This window comes from Paenibacillus sp. OK076 (assembly GCF_900110055.1).
Classification (GTDB): Bacteria; Bacillota; Bacilli; order Paenibacillales; family Paenibacillaceae; genus Paenibacillus.
In genome coordinates this window covers 135,573-161,446 of record NZ_FOCH01000003.1, presented here as the reverse complement: position 1 = coordinate 161,446, position 25,874 = coordinate 135,573, and the positions used below count along the sequence as shown (strand labels likewise).

The 25,874-nt window shown below is 45.3% G+C and carries 24 protein-coding genes; 15 read left to right on the top strand and 9 right to left on the bottom strand.

Going from position 1 to position 25,874, the window contains the following annotated elements; all coding sequences use genetic code 11:
• Positions 1–7: 7 nt before the first annotated feature.
• Positions 8–1,450, bottom strand: a complete 1,443-nt coding sequence (locus BMY78_RS23250) for an ABC transporter permease (RefSeq protein ID WP_090903759.1) — start codon at positions 1,448–1,450, stop codon at positions 8–10.
• A 146-nt stretch (positions 1,451–1,596) separates the two neighbouring features.
• Here BMY78_RS23250 and BMY78_RS23245 point away from each other — a divergent pair, with 146 nt between their 5' ends.
• Positions 1,597–3,348: an ABC transporter ATP-binding protein gene (locus tag BMY78_RS23245; RefSeq protein ID WP_090903758.1), complete on the top strand. Its 1,752-nt coding sequence runs from the start codon at positions 1,597–1,599 to the stop codon at positions 3,346–3,348.
• Positions 3,349–3,455: 107 nt separating this feature from the next.
• Here the strand turns inward: BMY78_RS23245 and BMY78_RS23240 are convergent, their stop codons facing one another.
• The 3 genes from BMY78_RS23240 to BMY78_RS23230 form a co-directional block, all read right to left on the bottom strand.
• Positions 3,456–4,244: a hypothetical protein gene (locus tag BMY78_RS23240; protein WP_090903757.1), complete on the bottom strand. Its 789-nt coding sequence runs from the start codon at positions 4,242–4,244 to the stop codon at positions 3,456–3,458.
• A 114-nt stretch (positions 4,245–4,358) separates the two neighbouring features.
• Positions 4,359–5,120, bottom strand: a complete 762-nt coding sequence (locus BMY78_RS23235) for a LuxR C-terminal-related transcriptional regulator (RefSeq protein ID WP_090903756.1) — start codon at positions 5,118–5,120, stop codon at positions 4,359–4,361.
• Between the two features lie 18 nt (positions 5,121–5,138).
• Positions 5,139–6,203, bottom strand: a complete 1,065-nt coding sequence (locus BMY78_RS23230; protein ID WP_090903755.1) for a suppressor of fused domain protein — start codon at positions 6,201–6,203, stop codon at positions 5,139–5,141.
• A gap of 148 nt (positions 6,204–6,351) precedes the next feature.
• On the opposite strand from BMY78_RS23230, the gene BMY78_RS23225 reads away from it, so the two are divergent.
• The 5 genes from BMY78_RS23225 (at position 6,352) to BMY78_RS23205 (ending at position 13,162) form a co-directional block, all read left to right on the top strand.
• Positions 6,352–6,642, top strand: coding sequence for a hypothetical protein (locus BMY78_RS23225; protein ID WP_090903754.1), 291 nt, complete (start codon positions 6,352–6,354; stop codon positions 6,640–6,642).
• 278 nt (positions 6,643–6,920) lie between these two features.
• On the top strand, positions 6,921–8,378 hold the full coding sequence (locus BMY78_RS23220) for a glycoside hydrolase family 1 protein (RefSeq protein WP_090903753.1): 1,458 nt from the start codon (positions 6,921–6,923) through the stop codon (positions 8,376–8,378).
• A gap of 247 nt (positions 8,379–8,625) precedes the next feature.
• The gene (locus tag BMY78_RS23215; protein ID WP_090903752.1) at positions 8,626–10,050 is read left to right on the top strand and encodes a glycoside hydrolase family 1 protein; all 1,425 of its coding nucleotides are present in this window, start codon (positions 8,626–8,628) and stop codon (positions 10,048–10,050) included.
• 234 nt (positions 10,051–10,284) lie between these two features.
• Positions 10,285–11,136: a BglG family transcription antiterminator LicT gene (licT, locus tag BMY78_RS23210; RefSeq protein ID WP_090903751.1), complete on the top strand. Its 852-nt coding sequence runs from the start codon at positions 10,285–10,287 to the stop codon at positions 11,134–11,136.
• A 127-nt stretch (positions 11,137–11,263) separates the two neighbouring features.
• A complete protein-coding gene (locus BMY78_RS23205; RefSeq protein WP_090903750.1) occupies positions 11,264–13,162 on the top strand; it encodes a beta-glucoside-specific PTS transporter subunit IIABC in 1,899 nt (632 codons plus the stop codon).
• A 103-nt stretch (positions 13,163–13,265) separates the two neighbouring features.
• Here the strand turns inward: BMY78_RS23205 and BMY78_RS23200 are convergent, their stop codons facing one another.
• Positions 13,266–14,159, bottom strand: a complete 894-nt coding sequence (locus BMY78_RS23200) for a LysR family transcriptional regulator (RefSeq protein ID WP_090903749.1) — start codon at positions 14,157–14,159, stop codon at positions 13,266–13,268.
• Between the two features lie 184 nt (positions 14,160–14,343).
• Between BMY78_RS23200 and BMY78_RS23195 the strand changes: the two genes are divergently transcribed.
• Positions 14,344–14,928 (top strand): ankyrin repeat domain-containing protein, encoded by a 585-nt coding sequence (locus BMY78_RS23195; RefSeq protein ID WP_090904004.1) that lies wholly within the window; start codon positions 14,344–14,346, stop codon positions 14,926–14,928.
• Positions 14,925–16,280, top strand: a complete 1,356-nt coding sequence (locus BMY78_RS23190; protein ID WP_090903748.1) for a uracil/xanthine transporter — start codon at positions 14,925–14,927, stop codon at positions 16,278–16,280. The genes BMY78_RS23195 and BMY78_RS23190 overlap by 4 nt, the downstream gene beginning before the upstream one ends.
• Positions 16,281–16,347: 67 nt before the next feature.
• On the opposite strand, the gene BMY78_RS23185 is transcribed toward BMY78_RS23190, so the two are convergent.
• Positions 16,348–16,725 carry a PilZ domain-containing protein gene (locus BMY78_RS23185; protein WP_090903747.1) on the bottom strand — a complete coding sequence of 126 codons (378 nt, stop codon included), beginning with the start codon at positions 16,723–16,725 and terminating at the stop codon, positions 16,348–16,350.
• A 222-nt stretch (positions 16,726–16,947) separates the two neighbouring features.
• Between BMY78_RS23185 and BMY78_RS23180 the strand changes: the two genes are divergently transcribed.
• Positions 16,948–18,531: a HEAT repeat domain-containing protein gene (locus tag BMY78_RS23180; RefSeq protein ID WP_090903746.1), complete on the top strand. Its 1,584-nt coding sequence runs from the start codon at positions 16,948–16,950 to the stop codon at positions 18,529–18,531.
• A gap of 12 nt (positions 18,532–18,543) precedes the next feature.
• Here the strand turns inward: BMY78_RS23180 and BMY78_RS23175 are convergent, their stop codons facing one another.
• From BMY78_RS23175 to BMY78_RS23165, 3 genes are read right to left on the bottom strand one after another with little or no spacing between them, the layout of a single operon-like run.
• On the bottom strand, positions 18,544–19,593 hold the full coding sequence (locus BMY78_RS23175; protein ID WP_256222331.1) for an alpha/beta hydrolase family protein: 1,050 nt from the start codon (positions 19,591–19,593) through the stop codon (positions 18,544–18,546).
• Entirely contained in the window at positions 19,566–20,255 is a 690-nt protein-coding gene (locus BMY78_RS23170; RefSeq protein WP_090903744.1) for a GNAT family N-acetyltransferase, read from the bottom strand. The genes BMY78_RS23175 and BMY78_RS23170 overlap by 28 nt, the downstream gene beginning before the upstream one ends.
• Complete coding sequence (locus tag BMY78_RS23165; RefSeq protein WP_090903743.1) at positions 20,252–21,064, bottom strand: MerR family transcriptional regulator; 813 nt, start codon at positions 21,062–21,064, stop codon at positions 20,252–20,254. Before BMY78_RS23165 ends, BMY78_RS23170 begins: the two co-directional genes overlap by 4 nt.
• Positions 21,065–21,165: 101 nt before the next feature.
• Between BMY78_RS23165 and BMY78_RS23160 the strand changes: the two genes are divergently transcribed.
• From BMY78_RS23160 to BMY78_RS23135, 6 genes are all read left to right on the top strand, one after another.
• Entirely contained in the window at positions 21,166–21,615 is a 450-nt protein-coding gene (locus tag BMY78_RS23160) for a DUF6386 family protein (protein ID WP_090903742.1), read from the top strand.
• Between the two features lie 35 nt (positions 21,616–21,650).
• Entirely contained in the window at positions 21,651–22,280 is a 630-nt protein-coding gene (locus BMY78_RS23155; protein WP_256222330.1) for an SMI1/KNR4 family protein, read from the top strand.
• A 39-nt stretch (positions 22,281–22,319) separates the two neighbouring features.
• Positions 22,320–22,646: a hypothetical protein gene (locus BMY78_RS23150; RefSeq protein WP_090903741.1), complete on the top strand. Its 327-nt coding sequence runs from the start codon at positions 22,320–22,322 to the stop codon at positions 22,644–22,646.
• Between the two features lie 138 nt (positions 22,647–22,784).
• A complete protein-coding gene (locus BMY78_RS23145; RefSeq protein WP_244192776.1) occupies positions 22,785–23,333 on the top strand; it encodes an RNA polymerase sigma factor in 549 nt (182 codons plus the stop codon).
• Positions 23,323–24,465, top strand: coding sequence for a DUF4179 domain-containing protein (locus tag BMY78_RS23140; RefSeq protein WP_090903740.1), 1,143 nt, complete (start codon positions 23,323–23,325; stop codon positions 24,463–24,465). Before BMY78_RS23145 ends, BMY78_RS23140 begins: the two co-directional genes overlap by 11 nt.
• A 198-nt stretch (positions 24,466–24,663) precedes the next feature.
• Positions 24,664–25,716, top strand: a complete 1,053-nt coding sequence (locus BMY78_RS23135) for a pectate lyase family protein (protein WP_090903739.1) — start codon at positions 24,664–24,666, stop codon at positions 25,714–25,716.
• Positions 25,717–25,874 lie beyond the last annotated feature (158 nt).

Here is a 25,874-nt window from a genome sequence, read left to right as displayed (position 1 = left end):
ACCTGCTTTAATATTGTTTCATCTTGGAACGAACCCTGGGGTCGACAAAAGCGTACAACAGATCTACCACAACATTGATGATGGAGATTGTAATCGCTGTGTATATGACCCCGCCCATAATGCTCGGAATATCAGGGATAAACTGTTTATCCACAATGTAGCTGCCAAGTCCGCTGATATTAAATACTTTCTCCGTTACAGCCGCCCCGCCAAGCATGCCTCCGAACTGAAGACCTACAACGGTTACGATTGGAATTAGCGCATTGCGCACAGCATGTTTCAGCAGAACCTGTCGTTCACTTAATCCTTTGGCACGAGCAGTCATCACGTAATCCTCATGAATAACTTCCAGTGTGGAAGACCGGGTCATACGGGCCACCGCAGCGGTTAATCCCGTTCCCAGAACAATCGTTGGCATAATAATAGACAGCCAGTTCTGTGGATTGAAGGTAGCCGGAAGCCACTGCAGCTTGATCGAAAAATTCAGGATGAAGATCAGTCCTTGCCAGAAATTCGGAATCGATAATCCAATCAATGCAATAAACATGAATGTGTAATCAAACAGTGAATTGGGCTTGATCGCCGAGATGATGCCGATTGGCAATGCAATGACAAGGGCAAGCAGCAAGGAGATAACGGCCAGTGTTAACGTAATTGGAAACTTTCTGGCGATCGTAGCCGTGACATCTTCATTCCCTGAAAAAGACTTGCCGAGATCAAATAGAGCTATGCCCTTGATATTGTTCCAGAGCTGGACAAGATAGGGCTGATCCAGGCCATAGACATGGTTAAAAGCTGCGATCTGTTCCTGTGTCGCTGTCTCTCCGAGAATGTTGGCCGCCGGATTGAATGGAGACAGGTACAAGATGGTGAATACAAGTGTAGCTACGCCCAAAATGACGAATACCGTCATCAGAATTCTTTCGAATATGTACTTTAGATAAGGATTGCCGTACAAAAACATCATGGCGTACATCAGACAGCCCGGAATAACTGATATCGCAAGGAACCACGGTATATTAATCAATGATTGGAATGTATCGGCCATCGTCAGGCGCAGTTTTCCCTCTGCCTGAAGCCTGCTGAACGTTCGTTCCTTTAACTCCTTCTGAACGGATTCCTCCAGCCACTCTTCCGTCTGACGCTTGAATTCTGCCTCACTAACTTGCTGCCGAAAGAAACGGTGTTTACGCCTCAACTGTTCTTCAACGTCCATCCGAAGTTTATCCCGGTAAGAGGTGGAGAGCATATCGCGCTCAACAGCTTGTTGAACCAAGGCCCAGCCATCCCTTTTTCGTCTAGATTGCCAGATCAGAAGCACAACCAAATTCACAGGAAGTCCGAGAATAAATAGAACATATCGATAGGAGGGATGAAGCAGCATTTTGCCATAATTAAATCCCAGGGTGTAAACAAGCTGTGACATTTTACTGCCTTTTGCAAGATTCAAACCATGCGAGCCTCCTTTCATCTTATTTTAAATTGCATTATTCCGATTGATATAGTATATATTATTTAGTGTCTATTTAATTGTCAAGGTATGGAAGAGTATACATATGAGTACATGTGAAAATATGGATGAGGGCTGGTGATCACATGCAACCTTTGTTGAAAGTAAATGAGTTGTCCGTTTCTTTTCATTCCGGAGAGAGTGAATTTCAGGCGGTGAAAGAAGTCAGTTTTGAAGTGCGGAAAGGGGAAACACTTGGCATTGTAGGGGAATCCGGCAGTGGGAAGAGTGTGACGGCACGTTCCATTATGCGGCTGCTTGCCTCTCCTCCTTCGCAGATGAAAAAAGGTGAGATCCTGTTTAAAGGGGTAGACCTGGTCCATAAAACGCAAAAAGAGATGGAGAGCATCCGCGGCCGTGACATCGGCATGATCTTTCAGGACCCTATGAGCTCTCTTAATCCGACCGTGAAAATCGGAAAACAGATCACCGAAAGTCTGATTAAACATCAGAAGCTTTCCAGAGGGGAAGCGAAGAAGCAGGCGATAGCCATGTTGGAGCTCGTTGGCATCACCCGGGGTGAAATACGTTTCAACCAGTATCCACATGAATTCTCCGGAGGTATGCGCCAGCGGGTGATGATCGCTATTGCTCTTGCTTGCCGTCCTGAATTGCTGATTGCGGATGAACCAACAACTGCACTTGATGTTACTATTCAGGCCCAAATCCTTAATTTGATGAAAGATATGCAGGCACAGCTGGGCACTTCCATTATTCTGATTACCCATGATCTCGGAGTCGTGGCGGGGATGTGTGATCGGGTCGTGGTCATGAAAGACGGGCAGATTGTGGAATCCGGGACAACCACAGAGATTTTTGCGAATCCGAAGCATCCATACACGTCCAGACTGCTAAATGCATTGCCTCGATTAGACGAGAAGAAGAAACCGAAACTCGTGTCGTTGGTGCCACGCGATCTGGGTGATGATCAGCCTTTGCTGGAAGTGAAGTCCCTCAAACAGCATTTTAATCTGGGTAAAGGCAACACCTTAAAAGCGGTGAACGATATCAGTTTCGAGATCCGCCAGGGGGAGACGCTTGGGGTCGTAGGCGAATCGGGCAGCGGGAAATCGACTACTGGTCGAGCCATTCTGCGACTGCATGAACCAACAGGTGGGGATGTGCTGTTCAAGGGAGTGCCGCTCAACCGCCTCTCTGCCTCAGAGATGAAAACGATGAGGAGACATATGCAAATTATTTTCCAGGATCCGTATGCCTCGCTTAATCCGAAATTTAGAATTATGGACATTATTGGGGAAGCCTTGGATATTCACCATCTTGCCGGCAGCCCCGCTGAGCGGGAAAAACGTGTGGAGGAATTGCTGGAGATGGTGGGTCTCGATCCGGCTCATGCCCAGCGATACCCTCATGAATTTTCGGGTGGTCAACGGCAGCGGATCGGAATCGCTCGTGCGCTGGCCGTGGAACCTGAATTTATTGTATGTGACGAGCCTTTGTCTGCGTTGGATGTGTCCATTCAGGCTCAGATCGTACAGCTGCTTGAAGAATTGCAGCAGCGACTCGGTCTGACATACCTGTTCATTGCACATGATTTGTCCATGGTTAAACATATCAGTGATCGTGTAGCTGTCATGTATAATGGGAAGATTGTGGAGTTAGCAGAAAGTGAAGAACTATATTCGAACCCTCAGCATGCGTACACAAAGGCCTTGTTATCGGCTATTCCGGTTCCGGACCCGGCTGTGGAAGCGAAGAAAAAACGTCATGCTGTAAACGAAGCCCCAAGAGAGACGGTAGAAGTGGAAGATCGCTATAATCTGGAACAGTCCCGATGGGTGGAAGTAAAAGAGGGACATTGGGTGGCCATTTCCGGATAAATTGAACCATCTACTTTTATTCAAAAAAGAACCCCGGCAGTGATCTGTGAAAGATCATTGCGCGGGGTCCTATTTCATGCACAGCAGACACTGTGACAGTGAGTGTATTATTTAAACTGAACGGATTTCTTGATGTTGTCGATCTCGGCCTTTGTAGTATCATCCAAATAGGTGAAGATGAAGTTGAATGCATAACCTTCAATAATGGTGCTGTAGTAATCTTGCGTAATGGTTGAACCATCGCCCGCATCCATCGTAATTTGCATCAGATCCATCTCTTTGCCACCGATGGTTTCGGTTGTGAATTCCTTGTATTCATAAGGGAACTGGCTGTCCATCATGAATTTCTTCGTTGCTTTCAGATAATCTTTACCTGTACGAATGCCTTGCAGCAGGCTTACTTTTTCAGCAATCGCCATAGCGGAAGGGCCGACTTGACCTCCGTCCAATGGATATTGTGAAGCCATCAACAGGTTCAGTGTTTTGGCCTGAGATAGTTCAATTTGTTTTTTCTTCGTTTCATCGTCTCCAGCAATCACTTCGGAGGAAGCGTTAGTCAGTTCGTTCATGCCCTCGGCATCCTGGAACTCCCAAGCTTCGGGGAATTTCAGTGAAACACCAAAATAATCATTGTTATAAGAGCCTTTTTCCGTAGTTCCCAATTCAACGTCTTTGGAGTTATCTGTTTCCTTGGACTCGGAAGTGGATGCTTCGGAGTTTTCCGTGTTGTCCGTGTCTTCTGTCTTGGCTGTGTCTGTATCTCTGCCGGCAGTGGTTTCTGTTGCGGTTGAGTTATTCGTTTTGGCGTTGTTATCCGCCTTGTCGCCGCAGGCTGCAGCAACCAACAGAATCATAATTAACATGGCAAACAATGAAGCTTTTTTTGAAATAGACATAATACCCTCCTGAAAATGTGTGTGTTTGTTCTTTCTCTCTCTAATTCATGTGTACCTAAAAATCTTAGCACAGATGTTCGTGTTGACCACCTATAGGAATCTATAGGGGTACCTTTATAGATAAGACAGACGGCTGGCAATTGAAACAGCTTCCGCGCTGGATTGTACACCTAATTTGTTAAAAATCACTTTTTTATGATGATTTACGGTGCATTCCTTTATTTTCAATTTCACAGCAATGGCTTTAACCGTCAGTCCGCTAGAGATCATTTTCAGAATGGTTAACTGTCGCTTGGTGAATTCAATCGATGGCTGCTCCGTTACCGATGAGGCAAGGTTAGATTGATACCGATTTTGCATATGGGCCGGGATCAGCTTGGCGATTGCAATCAGTTCACTCTGGATGTCTGCATTAATGGTGGAGACGTCCAGGTAGCCAACGTGTTGAAGACCAACAGACAGAGGTGCAGCATAGCAATGCCAGCTCTGAAAAAGTGGATTCTCATGCTGCTCAGGGGACAGCTGAACAGGCCCCTGTTTATCCATTGATTCGGATATAGCATTGACGCCACAACTTCTAGCTGTAAAGATCATACCCGGACGGATGGGTGATTGTTTCACCACTTGTTCCAGATCAGGGCTGTAATCCATGGCAAGCAGGACTCCATGCGCGTCGGTGAGCAGAAAGAGATACGTGCTTGACAGGTTTTCTTTGATATCCGAGAGACTCTGCTGGAAGGCATTAATCAGAAAATGATTGATTTTGCGTATCCTGTCCAGATTGGTTTTCGTTAAATACTGGATATGTGCCATACCGTGGGGATATATTTCGTTCTCCAACGAGAATTCTCGTAAGGTAGATGTTCGTGCAGACATATGATGTCCTCCTCGTGATTAACCGATGGTTTCGATCACATGACCATCCTGATCGGTAATTTCAGTGCGGGCAATTCGAAATAGAATGCCGGGCAATGAAGCAATCTCAAATGTTTGTTCGACAGGGCGAAGGTTTGCGGCCAACTCCAATACGGCTTGTTCATGCACAATCACCTTAATCTGGTTGCCATCCTCCGAAAATGAGGGTGTTCCTCCGGCTTCAAACGTAATGTTCAATCCTGATCCGATTAGGGACAGTGGAGCGCCTTTTGAAAAGCGGCTGCGTAGTATTTTTCCGATAATTTGGGCCTGTTTTGCTCCGATCTGGAGTTCAGCCGGTACATTTTTTTGCAGTATTCTCTTGCGGGGAGATGTCCAGGCTAGTTGTTGTATGAATAAAAATGCTGTACTGGAACCTTCCTCTTCAATTCCGCGCTCAACAGCCTGAATCACTGAGGGGATATCCAAATATGAATTTCTCATGAGATCCGTAACGTATTTTGGCATGAATTCAACCAAGGCTGCTAACAAGCCACGTGTATTCCATGTCTGCATCGTTTCGAGTTCCGGACCGGTAATTCCCACCATCTGAATGAATTTCACCGTTCCATTGGGTGTGGATATCGTTGTCAGATCAGGATCTTCAATAAAAGAAAGTGCGGTTAGTAACGTATCTGAGCCGAGACAAATGGGGCCATTTGCATCCATGTAATCTCCTGCATGAAATACGTTCCCACTAGTAAAAACGTATCGTCCAACGTTCTGTAATAGATTCAGAGCCCAAGACGGGGGAGCAGTCTCTTCTTCACTCCGGGTAAGCCGAAAAGTCATTTCAAATCCATAACCGCTATGCTCCAGATCTTCCGATTCCTTCTCATACAGTTCCGAAAAACCATAGGTAATGAAATGCCAGTGAGGGATCGGGGTATCCACTTTGTATACGCTAATTCCATTTAGCGGATCAGGTCCACCGAGCATATAGGGAATAGCTGTACCATAGTGAAGTGGTTCCTGATCTCCATATAATTCACCAACTGCTGCATCAATGGCATCCCAACCGGATGTGTTTGCTTCTTCAGTCATTGTTGTGTTCCTCCTTGGCTATCCATTTTCCCGAAAAACATTTAAAATTAAGTCTACCTTTTTCAAAATCGGTTTCAAGCGGCTTAAGGATGAATTGCTTATCGTAGGACTTGGGGGTTACGATGTCTATTTCAGGGAGGGAATTTACATGAGTATGAAAGATTTATATCTGGCGGAGTTCAATCAAAGCAGTTGGGACTCATTTGTGCGACTCTTCGAAAAATCATATTTGGATGTGGAACCAAAATGGGCTGAATGTGCAGAGCAGCGGGGGATTCCGATAGATATTAGCAAGGTTATATTATGTGAAATGGGTGAATATGAGCTGCGTTGGATAGACATGAAAGTTCCTGCATTGGGCGACGAAAGTCCTGCCAGCTACCTCAAAAGCGGGGATACGAATGCCCTAAGAGCAGCAATTATGCAAATGCCTCGATAACTTAAAGGTGGTCAGCGAGTGCATTAAGCGGAAAGTTGATTTTGCAAAATAGATATGTTACGCTTACATTACAAGAGAAAAACAACCGAATACACAATAACATCTTTTGATGGATTGTAACTGTGCAGACAGGCAAAACCTAAACTGATGGTGAAATGAAGGCTCTTTTTTTGCGAGCTATTTTACCTTGAGTTTAGGTTTTTCTTGTTTTTTGGCCTGAAATACAGCCGTTGTATTCGGGAAAAACCCAAATAAAATTCGAAAAGAGGTAGTTCGTTATGACCACGGCAAAAAAAGGATTCCCCGAAAACTTCCTGTGGGGAGGCGCTACAGCTGCCAACCAATTGGAAGGTGCATTCGATAAGGACGGCAAAGGTCTCTCTACTGCGGATATGATTGCGCATGTTCCCAAAGAGAAGCGTACAGGCGGACATGCCATGGAAATCTCCTCTACACGAATTGAAGAGATCCTTTCCGGCAAAATTGAAGAACGTTTCCCTAAACGTTTTGGTATTGATTTCTATCATCACTATAAAGAAGATATCGCTTTGTTTGCTGAGATGGGCTTTAAAGTGTTCCGTTTGTCCATTCACTGGGCACGTATTTTCCCGAACGGTTACGATCAAGAGCCGAACGAAGCTGGCTTGAAATTCTATGATGACGTCTTCGACGAACTGTTGAAATACGGCATTGAACCGTTGGTAACCTTGTCTCACTACGAAACACCGCTGGGTCTGACACAGAAATACAATGGTTGGGCAGGTCGTGAAGTGATTGGGCACTATGTGAGATATGCAGAAACTGTGTTCAACCGTTATAAAAATAAAGTGAAATACTGGTTGACGTTTAATGAAATCAACGTGATGCTGTTTAGCCCATACACAGGTGGCGGTATCCTGATCGATAAAGTGGACAACCAACTGCAAACGACATATCAAGCGCTGCATCACCAATTTGTAGCTAGTGCACTGGTAACCAAGCTTGCCCATGAGATTATTCCTGGTTCCCAAGTGGGCTGTATGCTCGCTCGGATGGAAACGTACCCGGCGACTTGTAATCCGGTAGATGTTCGTCTGGCGCAACATGAGAATCAGATTAACCTCTTCTTCACGGATATGCATGCTCGGGGTCAATACCCGAACTACATGGCTCGTTACTTTGAAGAAAACAACATCGTGATTCAGAAAGAAGCAGGCGATGATGAGATCTTGCTGAACAATACGGTTGATTTCATTTCCTTCAGTTACTACATGTCTGTAACCAAATCTGCATCCGCAGACAAGGAAGAAACAGCAGGTAACCTGACTGGCGGCGTGAAAAACCCTTATCTGGAAGCTTCCGACTGGGGCTGGGAGATCGACCCGATCGGTCTGCGCGTAACGTTGAATAACTTCTGGGATCGCTACCAGAAACCATTGTTCATCGTAGAAAATGGTCTGGGTGCATATGACCGTGTTGAAGAAGACGGTTCAATCCATGACTCCTATCGTGTGGACTATCTGAAGAAACACATCGAACAAATGAAAGAAGCGATCAAAGACGGTGTGGATCTGATTGGATTTACAGCATGGGGGCCGATTGACCTCGTGAGTATGTCCACATCTGAAATGTCCAAACGTTATGGTTTCATCTACGTGGATTTGGACGATGAAGGTAATGGAACACTCAAACGTTCGAAGAAAGATTCGTTTGACTGGTACAAAAACGTAATTGCCAGCAATGGTGAGCAACTATAATTTGGTCTGACTCCTTTATCTTAAACCCGGATCGCTGTAGTAATTAGGCTATTCGAGGATTGTTACCGCATAAAGCGGGCAAAACCCAGCATAAAGCAGGCCATCGGTGATTATCTGATCTGAAGCCCTTTAGTTGGCGTGTTGTCCGCTTTTTGATGTGGGACTGATCGAAACAAGTGCTTACGGGCATAGGGTCAACCGTTTTAACAAAGAATGAAGATAACGTAACCAGAGAGGAATGACAGATATGACAACACCATTTCCGAAGGATTTTCTATGGGGCGGCGCAGTCGCAGCCAATCAGCTCGAAGGAGCCTACAATACAGATGGCAAAGGCCTGTCTGTTCAGGATGTAATGCCGCATGGGATTACGACGCCAAGAACGGAAGGACCAACAGAAGATAACTTGAAACTGATCGGAATTGACTTTTATAACCGCTACAAAGAGGATGTTAAATTGTTTGCTGAAATGGGCTTCAAAGTATTCCGTACATCCATCGCGTGGTCCCGTATTTTCCCTAAAGGTGATGAATTGGAGCCAAACGAAAAAGGTCTGCAATTCTATGATAATCTGTTTGACGAGTGCCACAAATATGGGATTGAACCCCTCGTAACGATCTCTCATTATGAGACACCGCTGCATTTGTCCAAAACGTATGACGGCTGGGTTAACCGTAAAATGATTGAGTTCTACGAGCGTTATGTAACCGTCCTGTTCAACCGATTCAAAGGCAAAGTGAAATACTGGCTGACGTTTAATGAAATTAACTCCATTTTGGAAGAACCATTCATGAGTGGCGGCATCTTTACACCGAAAGCGGAACTGTCCAAACAGGATCTGTACCAAGCAATCCACCATGAGCTGGTGGCAAGTGCGCTGGCGGTTAAACTGGGTCATGAGATTATGCCTGAAGCGAAAATTGGCTGTATGGTACTCAGTATGCCAACCTATCCATTGACTCCAAATCCGGATGATGTGGTAGCTGCAATGCATGCAGAACAGCGGAATGACATCTTTGCCGATATTCATGCACGTGGCTATTATCCGAAATACATCAATCGTTACTTCAAAGCGAATAATATCAATATCAAGTTTGAAGATGGCGATGCTGAAATTCTGAAACATACGGTGGACTTCATTTCATTCAGTTACTATGTAAGTATTTGTGAAACAGGTGACCCACAGAAGCGTGTTGAAGGCAAAGGAAATCTGTTTGCAGGTGTACAGAACCCTTACCTCAAAGCAAGTGAATGGGGCTGGCAGATTGACCCGCAAGGCCTGCGCGTAACGCTGAATAAATACTGGGACCGTTATCAAAAACCGCTGTTTATTGTCGAAAATGGTTTGGGTGCAGTCGATGAGCTGATCACAGACGAAAATGGCAATAAAACGGTCAATGATGATTACCGGATTCAATACCTGAATGATCACTTGGTACAAGTAGGCGAAGCGATTGAAGACGGCGTTGAAGTTATGGGTTATACCTCATGGGGCTGCATCGATCTGGTGAGTGCATCCACAGCAGAGATGAAAAAACGATATGGCTTCATCTACGTCGATCGCAACAACGATGGATCGGGTACCCTGGACCGTTACAAGAAAAAATCATTCCACTGGTACAAAGAAGTTATTGGTACAAACGGCGCAAGTCTGAAATCCGACAACCATTAATTTCTGGTTCCAAAGACATATGTGTGCAGCATCTTCTTGTGTCATATTCAAGCACATTAACCGCTTTCACAAAAACATTGTCAGATGGATAATTATATGGTAAGATGGGCCTAAGGCTAATGAATACTGGATTGTTACTGTTCAATCAGGCAAAACCAGAAGCGGGGCATATGTTTTATGACCTGCTTTGGTTTTGCCTTTTACTACTTTGACGGTGCAAGGTGATGTGAAGAAATGAAAATTGAGAAGGTGCTGAACAACAACGTAGTTACTGTGATTGATCCAGGAGGAAACGAACTGGTCGTCATGGGGCGGGGCATAGCCTTCAAAAAGCATACTGGTGAAACGATAGACGACAGTCTGGTCGAAAAAATATTCTCATTGGAAAGCAAGGAAGTATCGCAGAAACTGAAAACGCTTCTGTCTGATATTCCAGTTGAATATGTTGAATGCTCGGATGAGATTATCCGTTATGCCGAGACCGTGTTGGGTGAGAAGCTTCATGAGAGCATCTACATTTCACTTACGGATCATATTCATTTTGCCATTGACCGGCATCGTCAAGGCTTGCAGATTCGTAACGCATTGTTCTGGGAGATCAAGCGCATGTACCGCAAGGAATATGCCATTGGGCTCAAGGCACTTCAGATTATTGAAGAAACATTGGGCGTCCTGCTTCCTGAAGACGAATGCGCATTCATCGCTATGCATCTGGTCAACGCCCAGATGAACGGTGAGATGAGGGAAACCATCAGTATTACGAATATCGTAAAAGATGTACTTAACATCGTACGACGCAGCTTTGTCATTGAGCTGGATGAGGATTCGCTGAGTTATTATCGATTCCTGACACATTTGAAGTTCTTTGCTCAGCGCGTATTACACGGTACAGCGATTGAAGATAAGGAAGCAGATAATCCGCTTCATGACCTGGTGAGCAAACAATATCCTGAGGCACATGCTTGTGCTTGTAAGATTAACGACTATACTCGCAAGATCTATAGCCGGGTCTTATCCAAGGAAGAAATCCTATATCTGACCATTCATATTGAACGAGTTGTCAGAACTGAACAAACAATTGAATAATTGGGATTGTTACTGCACAAAAGGCAAAACCTAAACGTTGAATAATGATAAGCTGAAACTGCTTTGTCATTATTCAGTGTTTAGGTTTTTTTTTAACCTTCATTACACATAAAAGGAGCAAAACACAATGGATAAACAACAATTGTCCAAGGATATTCTGAAGCTTGTTGGTGGCGAAGAGAACATCGATCAAGTCACACACTGTATGACAAGACTCCGGTTTAACCTGAATGACAACAAAAAAGCGGACAAAGCGACGCTGAAAAATACACCTGGCGTTATGGGCGTTATGGAGAATGGCGGTCAGTTCCAGGTCATTATCGGGAACGATGTGCCTGTTGTGTATAATGCACTGGTAGGCAACATGTCCAAATCCCCAAATGCAGACGCTGGATCAACCAGTGCTTCGACTGGGGAGAAGAAAAAGAGAAATCCAGTAAGTGCATTGTTCGACTTTATTTCCGGAATATTCACGCCGATTCTGCCAGCGATTACGGGTGCCGGTATGATCAAAGGGATCGTGGCAATCCTGGTAGCTGTAGGTTGGTTGTCTGAAACCAGTTCAACTTATATCATTTTGTCTGCTATCGGTGATGGTGCATTCTACTTCCTGCCGATCATTCTGGCGATCAGTGCCGCACGTAAGCTCGGTAGCAATATGTATATTGCCGCAGCTCTGGCAGCGGGGATTATGCATCCGACGATTACAGCCTTGCTTGCCAATGGCGATACCACATTTGTGGGCATTAAGGTTATAGCAGCAACCTATTCTTCTACGGTTATTCCGATTATTCTCGCAATCTGGATTGCTTCCTATGTAGAGAAAGCGGTTGATCGTATTACACATGCTTCGCTTAAGCTTCTGATTGTTCCAACGGTTACCCTGTTAATTATGGTTCCTCTGACCTTGATGACGGTTGGACCATTGGGTACAGTACTCGGTAATGGTTTGTCTGGTGGTATTTCATGGTTGTTCGACAACATGTCCATCTTCGCAAGTATCTTGATTGGTGGTACGATGTCACTTCTGATCATTACAGGTATGCACTATGCACTGCTGCCGATCATTGTTGGTTCGATGACATCACTTGGTTACGATTTTATTATTCCACTAATGTTTGCAGCTAACTTGGCACAAGGTGGTGCAGCATTTGGTGTGGGTCTTAGATCGAAAAATGGTAAAACGAAATCGCTTGCTTATTCCACAGGTCTTACGGCTATCATGGGGATTACGGAACCGGCAATGTACGGGATTAATATGAAGTTCAAAAAACCATTTATAGCAGCCCTGATCGGTGGAGCTGTTGCAGGTGGATTCATGGGAATCGTCAATGTTAAAGCTTATGTACTTACAGGTCTAGTGGGTCTGCCAAGTATTGCAGCATTTATCAGTCCGGCAATTAGCACACTGCTCTACGCTCTGGCTGGTGGTTTGATTGCCATTGTAGCAGCAGCAGTACTGACGTACATTCTTGGTTTCCAAGAAGACAATGCTCCACAATCGGCTGAAGCTACACCAGTAGCAACGACTTCTGCTTCCGCAGTAACTGCTGTTGAAGAAACTAAAGCATTGGATCAAGACGTATTCAGCCCAATTACTGGTGAAGTTAAACCATTGAGCGAAGTTCCAGACCCTGCATTCTCCGAAGAGATTATGGGTAAAGGGTTTGCGATTCAGCCGTCGGAAGGCCGTGTGGTTTCTCCAATTAACGGTACAGTATTCTCGCTGTCGAAGAGTGGACACGCTATCGGTTTGGTAAGTGACAATGGCGCTGAGATGCTCATTCACATCGGGATTGATACCGTGAAACTGAAAGGTCAATTCTTCTCGCCTAAAGTTCAAGCAGGAGCGAAGGTTGCCGTTGGTGATGTGCTGATGGAATTCGACCGGGAAGAAATCGAAAAAGCCGGTTACACAACGATTACACCGGTCATCATTACGAACATGCATCAATATCATTCAATTGAGTCTGCCGGACGTACAACGATTAAGGAAAAAGAATTGTTGTTTACGGCAAAAGCTTAACGAACGTCAAAAAGCAGCAGTCTTTCCGGATGGAATTATTCCGGCAAGGCTGCTGCTTTTTAGTATATGGGCGATATTCTTCATGGTCGATGTCTGCTGGACACTAAAGCGAGCGAGAAGGCAGCAGCTCCTGAACCAATTGCACAAAGTGCTGCGCGGGCTTGGACAGGTGACGATTGCGATGCCACACAAGCGCAGAATCTACGGTGGATTGCGCATCTTGAATACGATAGACATGAAAAGGATGCTCATGATAAAGCTGAAGAACCGTATGAGGCACGATGGAGCTTGCAAAACCGAGTCGTACAAGTTCCAGCAACATGTTAATATCCGAGCATTCGCCAGCAATGGAAGGATTCACGTGATGCTCACGGAATTTCTGTAATATCAGTTCGAACATCCCGAGTCCTTCAGTGCTAGGAAGCAAGAGAGGGATATCGGTCAGCTTTTGAAAATAAATCCCGCGCTCATCCGCTGACTTCAGCGGTGTGGAGGAAATATAGAAGAGAGCTTCCTGCGGTAGATGCAGCACTTCATATTGCTCTGTTTTGACAGGCATCCGTACACAGGCAAGCTCGATTTTGCCTTCACCCAAGAGCTGGCAGAGCTGTGCAGATTCATTTTGTTGAATTTTATACGTCACCTGAGGGTGTGTTGTCCGAAACTGCTGGAGCGCCTGCGGGATCAAACGATCTGAAATCGTATTAATGCCAAGAGACAGCTTGCCCCGAATGCCATACCTGAAGCTCTGCATTTCCATGACAGCTTCCTCCATGTACTTGGTCATTGTGACCGCATAATCATAGAAGCTTCGACCCGCCTGTGTCAGCTCCATGCTGCGTCCTTTGCGTTCAAACAAAGCTACGCCGAGCTCGTCTTCCATCAGCTTGAGCTGTTGGCTTAGAGGAGGCTGAGCCATGTGTAATCTGCGCGCTGCTGCCGTGATCTGTCTCTCCTCGGCAATCGCGATGAAATAGCGACATTGTTTGATATCCACGTGTGTTCTCCTTATTCGCAGCGATATGTTTTTCATATGGAAAACCAACAAAACATGTATTTTCAATATACTATTATCCTATGTTAACATACATAAGGTTTAAACACTTCAAATCACACATGTAGATTATGATGTATCGAATATATGCCGTGAGGATGACGAAGAATTGGAGGGTGAAGGTGCGATGCTGAAAACAATACATGCAGCTGCTGAAGCTGGACATACGGATGATGTGCTGCGGTTTATCGCACAAGGAACCAGAGTGAATGACCGGGATGCGCGAGGACGGACACCTCTGATGGCCGCGGTATATGGCAACAAGCCAGAGACGGCAAGTACACTTATTGAAGCGGGAGCGGATGTGAACATCCAGGATCAACGACTGGACAACATGCTGCTGTATGCCAGTGCGGAAGGTTTGCGTGAAATGGTTGAACTGGCTATAAAAGCAGGTGCTGATACCCGGATTACGAATCGCTTTGGTGGCACAGCTCTGATTCCTGCTTCAGATCGAGGTCATGTCGATATTGTGGAGATCCTTCTGAAAGACACGGATGTGGATGTGAACCATATCAACAATCTGGGCTGGACAGCTTTGCTGGAAGCGGTCATTCTGGGGGATGGCGGCACTCGCCATCAGCAGATCGTAGCATTGCTTTTGCAATATGGTGCCGATCCTTCTATTGCGGACCGGGACGGAGTTACAGCACTTGCGCATGCCCGGAGGCATCATTATATAGAAATGGAGCGAATGTTAACCCAATCATGAACAGACATCAAGAGCAATCTTTGCAAAATAATATAAAGGGTGCGTCATCGCTTGCATTGGCAGGCATTCAGTGGTTCTTCTTCCTGTTTACCAACACTGTGGTAGTGCCGTTATCCATCGGACATAATTTTCAGCTTTCACCGGAGGCCATTGCTGCGTCGATGCAGCATGCCTTTTTGCTTACTGGGGCTGTGTGTATATTACAGGCGTTCTTTGGACATCGTTATGCCGTGATGGATGGTCCCTCAGGATTATGGTGGGGACTGACACTAAGCTTAACGGCCTCGGCTTCATCAGCAGGCATGAGTTTGGAACGTATCGGGGGAGGATTGGCTGCAGGTTTTCTGTTAGCGGGTCTGACAATGATGATCCTTGGCGGACTTGGAGCTGCGCATGTGCTTCAGAAGCTGTTCACACCAATGGTCAAGAGTGCGATGTTATTCCTGATGACGATTCAATTGACCATGAATTTCTTCAAAGGCATGATTGGATACACCGAGTTTGGCACATTCAACCTGCCTGTAGCGGCGTTGTCCGTTGCTATAGCGTTTCTTGTAGCCTTAATCCAGCTTAAGGGAAAAGGCAAGCTCGGCAACTACTCCATCCTGATTGGCATCGTGACGGGGTGGATTGCCTATAGTTTTGTGTTTCCTGGACAACATGCAGGAGCATCCGGTCAACAGGATTTAAACCTGTTTTCCTGGTTTCCGTGGGGGACGCCGAAGTGGGAGCCGGGTATTGTTATCACAGCTTTTTTTGTCGGGCTGGTGAATATGACGAACTCCATCACCACGTTAAGCTCCGTCGAAAAAATATATGAAGTACAAACGACCAGCCAACAATATAAACGATCGTACATGCTCACAGGATTGTTCACCATGTTATCTGCATGTGTAGGTGTGCTGCCGTTCGGATTATTTGCTTCTTCAATCGGATTCCTGGAGAGCACCCGTATTCTGAAACGGGCTGCGTTTGTTGTTGGAGCAGGCATGTTATGTATGTTGGGACTTACACCTTCCGTGACAGCCTTTTTCGCACAAATCCCTCCAAGTGTAGGGAGTGCCGTGCTATTTGTAGCCTATTTGCAAATGTTTGGTACAGCCCTAAGAACACTCGAAGGCACCACCTTTAATTCCAAAACCATCTATCGTGTGGCACTTCCGGTTCTTACAGGTGTTGCTGTAATGAACATCCCTGCTGAAGCGTTTCATGCTCTGCCCATGTATCTCATTCCGATCATTAGCAATGGACTCGTCATTGGAGTTGTGGTGTCACTTTTGCTCGAAATCACAGTGGATTGGTCCAAAATGGACAATACAACTAATACAACTACTGCTACCAAAGCAGCCTGAATATCTAAAATATTGGAACAGTCCGGTACATCGGGCTGTTTTTTTGTTGGGTTGGTAGCTCTCCCGGTTACTTCACCATAATTTTGCCTTGCCCCGCAAGCATTCTCATTTCTCTGGATAAACGCTCATGATTGCCTTGCTGGATCTCCAGCTGTACCCCGTAGTGCCATTGGTTATTCTCTTCTTTGCCCCAACGCAGCGTTCCTTCCAAATACAAGGGGTCTTCAAAAAGCAGCAAGTTCATGCCGATTCGGATGTTATTGGACTCCACATGCAGATTTAACGGGAAAGAAAGCTGACAGCCGGATCGGCTGATATCGCATAATTCCGCTTGAATGGGTTTGGGTGGTGCAGAGGCGCCGTTAATGCTGAGTATAAAAATTTCAAACGTTATTGGTTCTTTTAAAGTATAGCGAAAAGGTTCTCTTCTAAGGTTGATAGCCATGGTTTCCTCCACAAAATCAAAAAAAGTCAGTTATGATTATATCGTCATTTTTGCTAAAAAAATGAAGAGATTAAGCTGTTTTCTAACACCTTCAGTTTTCACATATATAACATGAACCTAGTTAGCTCTTGAATGCCTTTAACCAGTGTGCCGGGCTTGATATAATGGTTGGATATGGTTCTGATTTTTCACCTGGATCAGAATGGGAAGGAGCGGATTAGGTTGCGTCAATTTTCTTCGGAATTTCAGGAAAAAATTAATCGATTGGGAACCGGAAATGTTCAACAAACAGTTGAACAACTGCGTGAAGTGGGCATGTCCAGGGTCTATGCAGCAATTCCGGCCATAATACGGATGATGGATAATCGTCATTCAGCCATTATTCAAGCAGCGGAGCAGGCGGTCGCCACTTTGCTTGCAGTGTGTCCTCTTACGGAACTGGTTTGGTTGAATGAACATGTAAGGGAATGGCGTCCTTCTCCACTGGAATGGAAGAAGTCTGTCGAACGAGAAATGCGTACCATGGATCTAGCGAGTGCTACCCGACTTTCTGTGTTGACGATGCATTGGAGTGGATACATTAGAGAGGCAGCGGTTCGAAAAATGATCGAGAACGATCAACCGTATACCTTTCCTTATTTGCTGCTTCGTTTAAATGATTGGGTGCCCGAAATCCGTGATTTGGCCAAATTGGCACTCGAGCGCAAGCGCAAGCCCGAATATGCTAAGCTATGGATGGAAAATATCATATTGGTGGAACGACTTCGAATCTGTGGCCGGGATTTGTTCGAGGAGTGGATTGAATCTATTCATAACTTGCTGCGTCAAAAGGAATGCAGGTATGTCATTCATTCGGCAAGGGTATCACCGGATGCCTATATTCGTCGCCTGGCGTTTCGCATCTCGATTGAAGAAAATGGAACAGATAACGGCATGATTATAGAGCAGGCACTGCGTGACGACGATCCATCCATCCGTAGGTGGGCGGCGTGGCAGGTGGATGGTATATTGTCAGGACAGAATCTGAAAGAAGCGCTTCTTCGCATGCAACAGGACAGTATACCTTCAATCCGCCGGGAAAGTCTGGCGTCTTTGGCTACCATGTTTCCTGAGGATGCGAAAGAGATTATAGCTGATCGGCTGTTGGACCCGGACCTCTCGGTAAGGGATACAGCTCGAAGGCACGGGAAGCAATGGATGAAGGGGAGTTATGCGGAGTGGTACCTTGATATGATCTGGAGTGAGGAGCGAGGCCACCTCGCTGCTGCTATTGCCGGTCTTGGAGAGACAGGGGAAAAGGCAGACGCTGAGGTTGTGTTTGATTATGCGCAGCACTCAGTAGTTGCGGTAAGGAAGGCTGTCATAAGAGGACTGACGCGGCTAAACCCTTCTTCCTACGGTCCTTATTTTATAAATATGCTGCAAGATCCTCAACCAGGTATTTCGCGTGAAGCCTGCCGAGCATTGAGGCGTCATCCTCATCTCATTCCTCCAGATGAAGTCGCAGAGCTGTTGGGGGATAAAGCTGCCAAGCCTCATGTAATCCGAAATGTGCTACGTATCATTTCTGTTATGGATAGATGGACTCAACTCGGTCTCCTACTTCGACTGCTACCAACAGCCCAACCTGAATGGGTGAAGCACACGCTTCTTCGTCAATTACACAACTGGGTTGAATTCCCAAATCGCAGTTATGGCATTAGATTGACCATTGTACAGCTGGAGCGCCTTCATCAATATTTGGAATGGTGTCGACCTGAACTGGACAACGACCTGATCCGTCGGCTGGAGTGGCTTATACAATGAATGTAATCAATCTTAAGATTTATCCCTAATAGAGTTCAAAAATTGAACGATATCGTCCAAATAGTGTGCGTCCATAAGCTTTCGTGGAGAGAACAAGGCGGTTGCATAGGTTTTGAACGTAGAATGCACCAGTGAAGAGGGCAGCATCGAATGATCTGCATCCGGTAGTTTGGTTACACTGAGCAGTGACTGTGGAATCATCTGACGATACACACGTTCTGTCTCTTGAACATCGACATTTATATCTCTACCTCCAAGCACAAGATGAACAGGGCTATGAAACGAAGCTAGCCCATCTGTGGCATCCGATTCCACATTGTTGACGATAAACGTCCAGCGCTCCTTGGAAATGAGCTGCTCCTTATTAGCCATGTGCAGGTATTCATCATAGGTGGCCTTGTTTCGAATCAGCTGCAGAACCTGGTCATTATAGAGCTGTCTTGCAGTGATCTCTTCCCTGGTATATCCTTCCTGGAGCATTTCTTGCCGGGTGTTGTATCTGCCCTGTGTAATCCAGTTGATGGCGGGGGAAACCAAAATGCTAAATGCAATACCCGCATCTTGTTTCACGACGTATGGAATGACCCATCCAGCCTGGCTGGCACCCCACAAACCAATTCGATCTTGATCAATAGAGGCTTCTTTTCTGGCCCATTCAAGGGCGGTTAAGACATCCTGTGCACGATCCTCCATGGTTTGGTCAAGCCAGTTCCCCGAGGAACCACCAATACCAGGTTTATCCAACGAGAGGGAGGCATATCCCGCCATGGCAAGCTTTTCCCACAAAGGTCGGTATCCACCGTCATAACTGGCATTAATTGGACCATCTCCATGTACAAAAACGACAAGGCCAACCTTATCTGAATGATGTTTGGGCAGTGCGAGTATACCCGTTAATTGTCCATGTGCGGTTGGAATGGAGATGCGTGTTTCTTTCATGTTGAATGTGTTCTGAACGAGCACCCAAGACACAATGAACAGAATGATGATCAGCGCAGTGATCAGCCATCTGAAAAGTGGGAGTGTGAATAATCTTAATCTAGGGGATAAATGTTTGAACAATGGAATACCTCCTCGATGTCTGAGATAGGGCTGATCATGAAAATCCATTCGGGTTCACGGAACAGGAATTTTCTGAAAGGGCTGGTATGTGATGATTTCCCTCTGAAGTTCATTTGATTATAAAGATGAATGGCTGGCGTGTTTTTGCTGGATACATGCAAAGATGTATATTCACAATGAAGACGTTGTTTTGCGAATTTTTGAGCTGTAATCAGCAGCTGTCTGGCAATTCCACGCTTTCGGTGACTTGTGGCTACAGCCAGATGCTCAATGTAACATTCCTGTGGACCCGGCTTATAGTCCAAGGCAATCATCCCGACCATAAATGTGAAGACATTGCGTAGTCCGTATTGCTTGCAAAGCTTACGGAATGGAATTTGGTGGATCTCTTTTTTTATATGTAGTTTTTTTTTGAGGTACCATTTCAGGTATAGAACCCCCACAACCTGATTTCCATCCATAGCAATGAACTGCCTACTGGATAGTGAGTTTCCCTGCTCAACCCATATAGCGCCAAGCAAGTCAACTATCTCTGTTGGGGCGAGCGGCACAAGAGCCTCAAACTTGGCTGCAAAAGAATGGACTATTAACGTTCGGACAGCCAGTTGATGTTGATTGTGATCATCATAGTCAACAATTTGAATCGGAGTCGTGAGGTTCATGATTGGTTCCTTTCTTTCACTTCAGGGTGAGTGACCTCAATTCTGGCCTGGATCTCATAGTGTAATTGATCAGTTCCTAACATGGAGAGATAGGACTTTTCAATTAAAATTATTGGGTCTACCAGCACATAAGCAGCTTGAAATGCGTGTTCGTTAAGGTGATGAATTTCCTGGGCAATATTTTCTTCGGATGTCACTGTGAAGGATCTGGTTAGATACAAACCTTTTTCCACAAAAGAATCGCTGATAGCATTAGAAGACGGTACACAGACAGCAACCTGATCTGAGCTATACAGGTAGTGAAAATCAGTTTCAAATAATGCAGGTTGTTCCGTACGATGCTGATACAATGCACGGGCATGCAAAGATTCGTTTGGTTGGATGGTGATCCAAGTGGTGAAGTGCCGAACGGGAATTTCCTTCATCACATATATGGGTATACGCTGATCCTGCTGTGATTGGCTGATCCATTCCTGCTGCTCCTGCAATATGCTCTGAATAAATTGCTTCATATGGATCAACGAATCAATCTGTGATTGTACATCTTGAAGCGAATCGGTTAATAATCCGTAATAGTCATCTGCGGAATAGGAGAGCAGGCACTCTTTGATTTGCTGAACAGGGACATTCAGCTTACGCAATAAAAGGATGTGAGAAAGCTGGTAGATCTCATCCATTCCATACATACGGTAGTGGTTGGTATCCACATAAGCTGGGAAAAGTATCTTTTTTTCCTCGAAATATCGAATTTGATGGACTGAAACATGCATTAATTTGGATAGTTCGCGAATTGTGATGTAGTTGTTCATCGTGCTCACTCCTGTCTGATTTGATGGAATAGGTTCACTATAAACCTTAGGTCTGACCTAAGGTCAAGCTGTTTATTTTGAATAAGGAAGTGAGATATAGAATGAACGGGAAATTTCAGTTCTTCACGGATACGGCAGCATTGTGCCTGTATGATCTGGCGGCGCTAAAACATCGTGTTGAAGATACACCGGACTGGTGGTCTATTGCAGAGGATGAACTGACTGAGGTAAATGCAGGCAACTGTTTGTTTCTGAACCTGGGTGAAGATGGACAGTATGAGGTGACATGGAGTCTGGATGATGCGGGGAAGGAACTGGAGACTGCACAGGTATACCATTTACGTGTCCCTTCCGGTAACGTGTATCTGGGAGCTGCCGATGATGTAACTGGGGGTGAGTTGGAGCCGGATGAGTCATGTGGCGGTGTATTGCTCCAGTTGAAACCTGGAAATTATGCATGTACGGTAACGAAGGAAGACAACCAAATTTCGATTAACATCACACCCAGTCTGCAAAGCGAAAATAGTTTGAATGACTTGATCCGGATCTAATATTATGGGTACGCAATGGAAGGAGGCATATGGAAATGGAAATGTACAAGGCCCAGTTGGAACGCATACAGGGAAAGTTGAACAAACTCCAGACTCTGGACCCGGAGCGGAATCTGTTTGGGGCAGAGAATCATCAATATGATATGGCTCCGGTATGGACATTGGATGAGATTAAGGCATTTGAACAGAAATGGAAGATAGAGCTGCCTGAAGAGTATCAAGCTTTTCTGCTTGGGGTTGGCAGTGGTGGAACAGGTCCCTATTATGGGCTGGAAAAGCCTGAAAACGGCATATATTTGGTGATGGATTATGAGGATGAGTTGAATGCGATTTCCGAGCCGTTCCCACATGTGGAATCCTGGAATTGGGATGTTGACTGGTACGACGACAGCAAGGAAGAGGACGAGTGGGCAGCGCTTGAACATGAGTATTATGATCCGAAATGGTCGGCAGGGATGCTGCGAATCAGCGATTTTGGATGTGGCGTGTCACTTAATCTGATTGTGAAGGGATTGTCCTACGGAGAGATCTGGACCGATGATCGAGCGAACAGTAATGGGATTTATCCGGATCATTATATGGGCAACACGGAGCGGCTGGGTTTTCTGGACTGGTATGAATTGTGGCTGGACCGCTCGATCAATGACTTGAATGAGGAAGATTAGTGGTTTTTAGCTAACTTTTAGATGGAAGGAGGTACCCTGATGGGCCGGGAATATGGCATCAGAACAACAAATCCTGTCATTTTACCTCGGATTGTGAAGCGACTGGCGGACTCCTTAACCTTCTCCGACTTGTATAAGCTGGAGCATTATGAAGATGGGTTTGCGTTGCTACAGGAGGATTCGTCCTGGCCTGAAGCTCTACAAGTCTCGATTGAAGTGGCATCGGGAATGGATGAGATTGTGGAGGGAGAGTTGTACATCTATTGTCTGTTCCATACTTGGGGTGACATCGCAGCAAACTGGCTAAGGCAGATGGAAGCAGCTGCGAATCAGGAAGACACTGAGCTGGAATGGTTTGAACTTTAAATAATGATGCGGAAATCCATACAAGAGCTTCCTCCTCAGGATTAGGCGGGGCTTTTTTGTGATGGAAAATAAATAAAAAACGGTTTGGCTTGTTCATCCGTCTTAAACCACAGAAAGAGAGAAGGAGGGGATTGCGGGGTGGAAACCAAAGCCGAGATGAAAAAGATGCTGTTTGTACAGAGCGAAGACGAGACGGCATTTGTCCAATCCATCATGGAGCATCAGGACACGCTGATCTCCATTGCCTACAGTTACTTGCGTAATCGTCATGATGCGCTCGAAGCCGTACAGGAGATGACATGCCGGGCCTGGATCAAGCGTCGCTCTCTGAAAAATGAGAAGGCGTTCAAATCGTGGATTATTCGTATTCTGATCTACGTGTGCATTGATGAACAAAGACGTCGCAAACGGGCCACACCACTGCCAAGCGAAGGGTTGGAAGAGGCGATATCCGAGTCTGGCAGTGCAGAATGCAGCGACAACAGACTTGCGATGTGGACCATGCTTGAGAAAATCAAACCTAAATACCGCCATGTATTACTGCTGAAATACTATAATGACATGACGTCGATTGAGATTGCCTCCATTCTTGGCAAACCGGAGGGCACCATCAAGACCTGGCAGCATAAAGGGTTGGAACTGTTACGGAAACAGATGAAGAACAGGGGGGATTGGCATGACAACTAGTCCGGAGGAACAGGCACTTTTCGCAGATGCTTCCCAGGCTAAGCTGGAGAGACAGCAATTGAATCCGGCGGACACGGCCTTTGCCATTCAGCGAGGTCTGGCAAAGGCAAGAACTCGGCGAATGACAGGTCATGTGCAATTAAAGTGGATTACGGCGGTGCTCGTAACAGCTCTGGCAGCCGGTTGGCTGCTGATGGGTCCACTTGGCGCTTCTACACCACAACAGGCAATGTACAGCCAGCCCGCACAGAATTGGGGAGTTCTTGAACCTTTTCGGGAGTTGGCTGGAAAAGAGGTAGACGGAAACACGATTTCATCCGCAATTAACAATGGTTATGTACAGCTCGTGAATCGTTCTGTGAAATCAGGAATATATCAGTTAACCGTCAATGCAGTGATGGCGGATGAAAACAAGATGATCGTATTGTACACAGCCCAGACGGATGCTTCCCAGGAGATATATTCAGTTCCCAAAACGAATGTGGTCAATGGCATGACGAACCAATCGCTTGGCTATAGCGGTATAAGCAGCCTGTACACCCCAAATGGAAAGTATACACTTTACGGACGCAGCACCGTTGAAATGGATGGGAATACACCGCTTCCTGATCAAGTGAAGTTCGATTTTCGCATTTCATCTGTAGTTCCTGATCTGTTGGCTGACACGAATAAGGTTAAAAAAGATCCCAAATACCAATTCTCGAAACCGATGGAAGTGAGCTTCGATCTGGACCCTAAATTTTCGGTACCCAAGACAGAAAAGATCAAACTTAATCAGTTATTTACGATTGGGGGTCATGAGGTATTGTTATCTGAAGCAGAGGTATCACCACTTATGACACGGGTAAGATTTATCTATGAACCTAATCAAAAAATTGATTATAAAACTAAACTCTCCGTCAGTGATGTGGTTAACCCTATCGAGATTGTATCCACGACCAAGGACGGGCAGAAGACCAAATTGTCCGGTGTATCAGGTAATGGGACGGAAGATGGGATGATCTATTCCTTTAGTAGTAATCTGCTGGATGGCCCACAATCTCTGGTATTAAAACTTCGCGGTGAACCCGGCAAAGTTTACGATGATTGGCAGGAAGCCGAGAAACATATGCTGGAACTGAGAATCAAATAGGATTCAGAAGAAGGGCGATACAAATTCATGGTTTTTGCAGATGACTTTGTGTCGTCCTTTCATTTTTCTTATACGGGGACTGCTGTTGCAAAAAAATAAAAATAATGGTTAAATTGCAATTTTTGTATTGTCACATCCGATGTTACACGATATAATCTACTTGTCTTGCAGGATAAAATTATAAAGGATGGTGAAATTTTGAAGAAATTTTCGATTCTTTTACTTGCTGTAACACTGTTATTGTTGACAGTCTCCACGGTCTCTACGGCACCCGCTACATATGGTGCGGCCAGTTATCCCAACACAGGCACGAATGGTTTAACGGGTTTTGCCGGTAACGCCAAAAATGAGAGTGGTGTATCTAAATCAGCCACGACAGGTGGCAAGAACGGTCAGGTTGTCTACGTCAGCAATCTGAATGATTTGCGAACGCATATGGCAGGCTCAACTGCCAAGATTGTAGTTATTGAACAAAATATTTCTTCTTCTACGTTGCAAAAAGTCGAATTTGGATCGAACAAATCGTTGGTCGGTTCCTTTGATAAACACACGCTGACAAACATTCATTTCAGATCGACGTCCAGCTCAAGCAATGTTATTTTTCAGAACCTGACTTTTGAACACGCTTCCAATATTAATGCTAACGACGATATCCAGATGTATATTACTTCAGGCTCCAACTACTGGATCGATCACGTGACGTTCTCCGGCCATAGCTACAGCTCGAGCGGCAGTGATCTGGACAAGCTGCTGTACATTGGGGATCGCGCAGATTATATTACGATCAGCAATTCCAAATTTGCAAACCACAAATACGGAATTATTCTCGGATATCCGAATGATGGAAACAGCAGCTATAATGGTGTACCTCATGTAACTATGGCTAATAATTATTTTGAAAATCTGTATGTACGTGGTCCTGGTCTCATGAGATACGGTTATTTCCATATCAAAAACAATTACGCCAACAACTTTAACCAGGCGATCACCATTGGAGAGAAAGCTCGTATTTATTCCGAAAACAATTATTTCGGTGCTGGTGCTGAAAAAGGCGGTATTCTGGATGATAAAGGAAACGGGGAATTTACGGATACAGGCAGTACACCTGCGTTAAGCAGTCCGTCTTCTCCAAAAACGAACTGGAGACCAAGCTCCAACTACAGCTATGAAGTGCAGACAGCCAGTTATGCCCGCGAGTTTGTCACCAAGTATGCAGGTTCGTCTAACAACACACTTGTGTTCGGGAAATGAAAGGTAGCTGATCTCCTTCTGGAATAACAGATTAGAAGTCATGGCCCCCAATGATGATGTGGATTGAATAGATTAGCATGTAAAAGCCCGTATCCCTGATGCGGGTTTTTACTATGTTTTTACTATGGAGAAAACCAAATAAAATCCCTGAAATACTA

What these genes read in the sequence shown, in the direction of transcription:
- BMY78_RS23230 (WP_090903755.1), bottom strand. Translation starts at nt 6,203, where the DNA reads ATGACTGAAGAAGCAAACACATCCGGTTGGGATGCCATTGATGCAGCA.
- BMY78_RS23215 (WP_090903752.1), top strand. Translation starts at nt 8,626, where the DNA reads ATGACAACACCATTTCCGAAGGATTTTCTATGGGGCGGCGCAGTCGCA.
- BMY78_RS23225 (WP_090903754.1), top strand. Translation starts at nt 6,352, where the DNA reads ATGAGTATGAAAGATTTATATCTGGCGGAGTTCAATCAAAGCAGTTGG.
- BMY78_RS23205 (WP_090903750.1), top strand. Translation starts at nt 11,264, where the DNA reads ATGGATAAACAACAATTGTCCAAGGATATTCTGAAGCTTGTTGGTGGC.
- BMY78_RS23220 (WP_090903753.1), top strand. Translation starts at nt 6,921, where the DNA reads ATGACCACGGCAAAAAAAGGATTCCCCGAAAACTTCCTGTGGGGAGGC.
- BMY78_RS23185 (WP_090903747.1), bottom strand. Translation starts at nt 16,725, where the DNA reads ATGGCTATCAACCTTAGAAGAGAACCTTTTCGCTATACTTTAAAAGAA.
- BMY78_RS23190 (WP_090903748.1), top strand. Translation starts at nt 14,925, where the DNA reads ATGAACAGACATCAAGAGCAATCTTTGCAAAATAATATAAAGGGTGCG.
- BMY78_RS23170 (WP_090903744.1), bottom strand. Translation starts at nt 20,255, where the DNA reads ATGAACCTCACGACTCCGATTCAAATTGTTGACTATGATGATCACAAT.
- BMY78_RS23240 (WP_090903757.1), bottom strand. Translation starts at nt 4,244, where the DNA reads ATGTCTATTTCAAAAAAAGCTTCATTGTTTGCCATGTTAATTATGATT.
- BMY78_RS23195 (WP_090904004.1), top strand. Translation starts at nt 14,344, where the DNA reads ATGCTGAAAACAATACATGCAGCTGCTGAAGCTGGACATACGGATGAT.
- BMY78_RS23155 (WP_256222330.1), top strand. Translation starts at nt 21,651, where the DNA reads ATGGAAATGTACAAGGCCCAGTTGGAACGCATACAGGGAAAGTTGAAC.
- BMY78_RS23245 (WP_090903758.1), top strand. Translation starts at nt 1,597, where the DNA reads ATGCAACCTTTGTTGAAAGTAAATGAGTTGTCCGTTTCTTTTCATTCC.
- BMY78_RS23150 (WP_090903741.1), top strand. Translation starts at nt 22,320, where the DNA reads ATGGGCCGGGAATATGGCATCAGAACAACAAATCCTGTCATTTTACCT.
- BMY78_RS23160 (WP_090903742.1), top strand. Translation starts at nt 21,166, where the DNA reads ATGAACGGGAAATTTCAGTTCTTCACGGATACGGCAGCATTGTGCCTG.
- BMY78_RS23140 (WP_090903740.1), top strand. Translation starts at nt 23,323, where the DNA reads ATGACAACTAGTCCGGAGGAACAGGCACTTTTCGCAGATGCTTCCCAG.
- BMY78_RS23165 (WP_090903743.1), bottom strand. Translation starts at nt 21,064, where the DNA reads ATGAACAACTACATCACAATTCGCGAACTATCCAAATTAATGCATGTT.
- BMY78_RS23235 (WP_090903756.1), bottom strand. Translation starts at nt 5,120, where the DNA reads ATGTCTGCACGAACATCTACCTTACGAGAATTCTCGTTGGAGAACGAA.
- licT (WP_090903751.1), top strand. Translation starts at nt 10,285, where the DNA reads ATGAAAATTGAGAAGGTGCTGAACAACAACGTAGTTACTGTGATTGAT.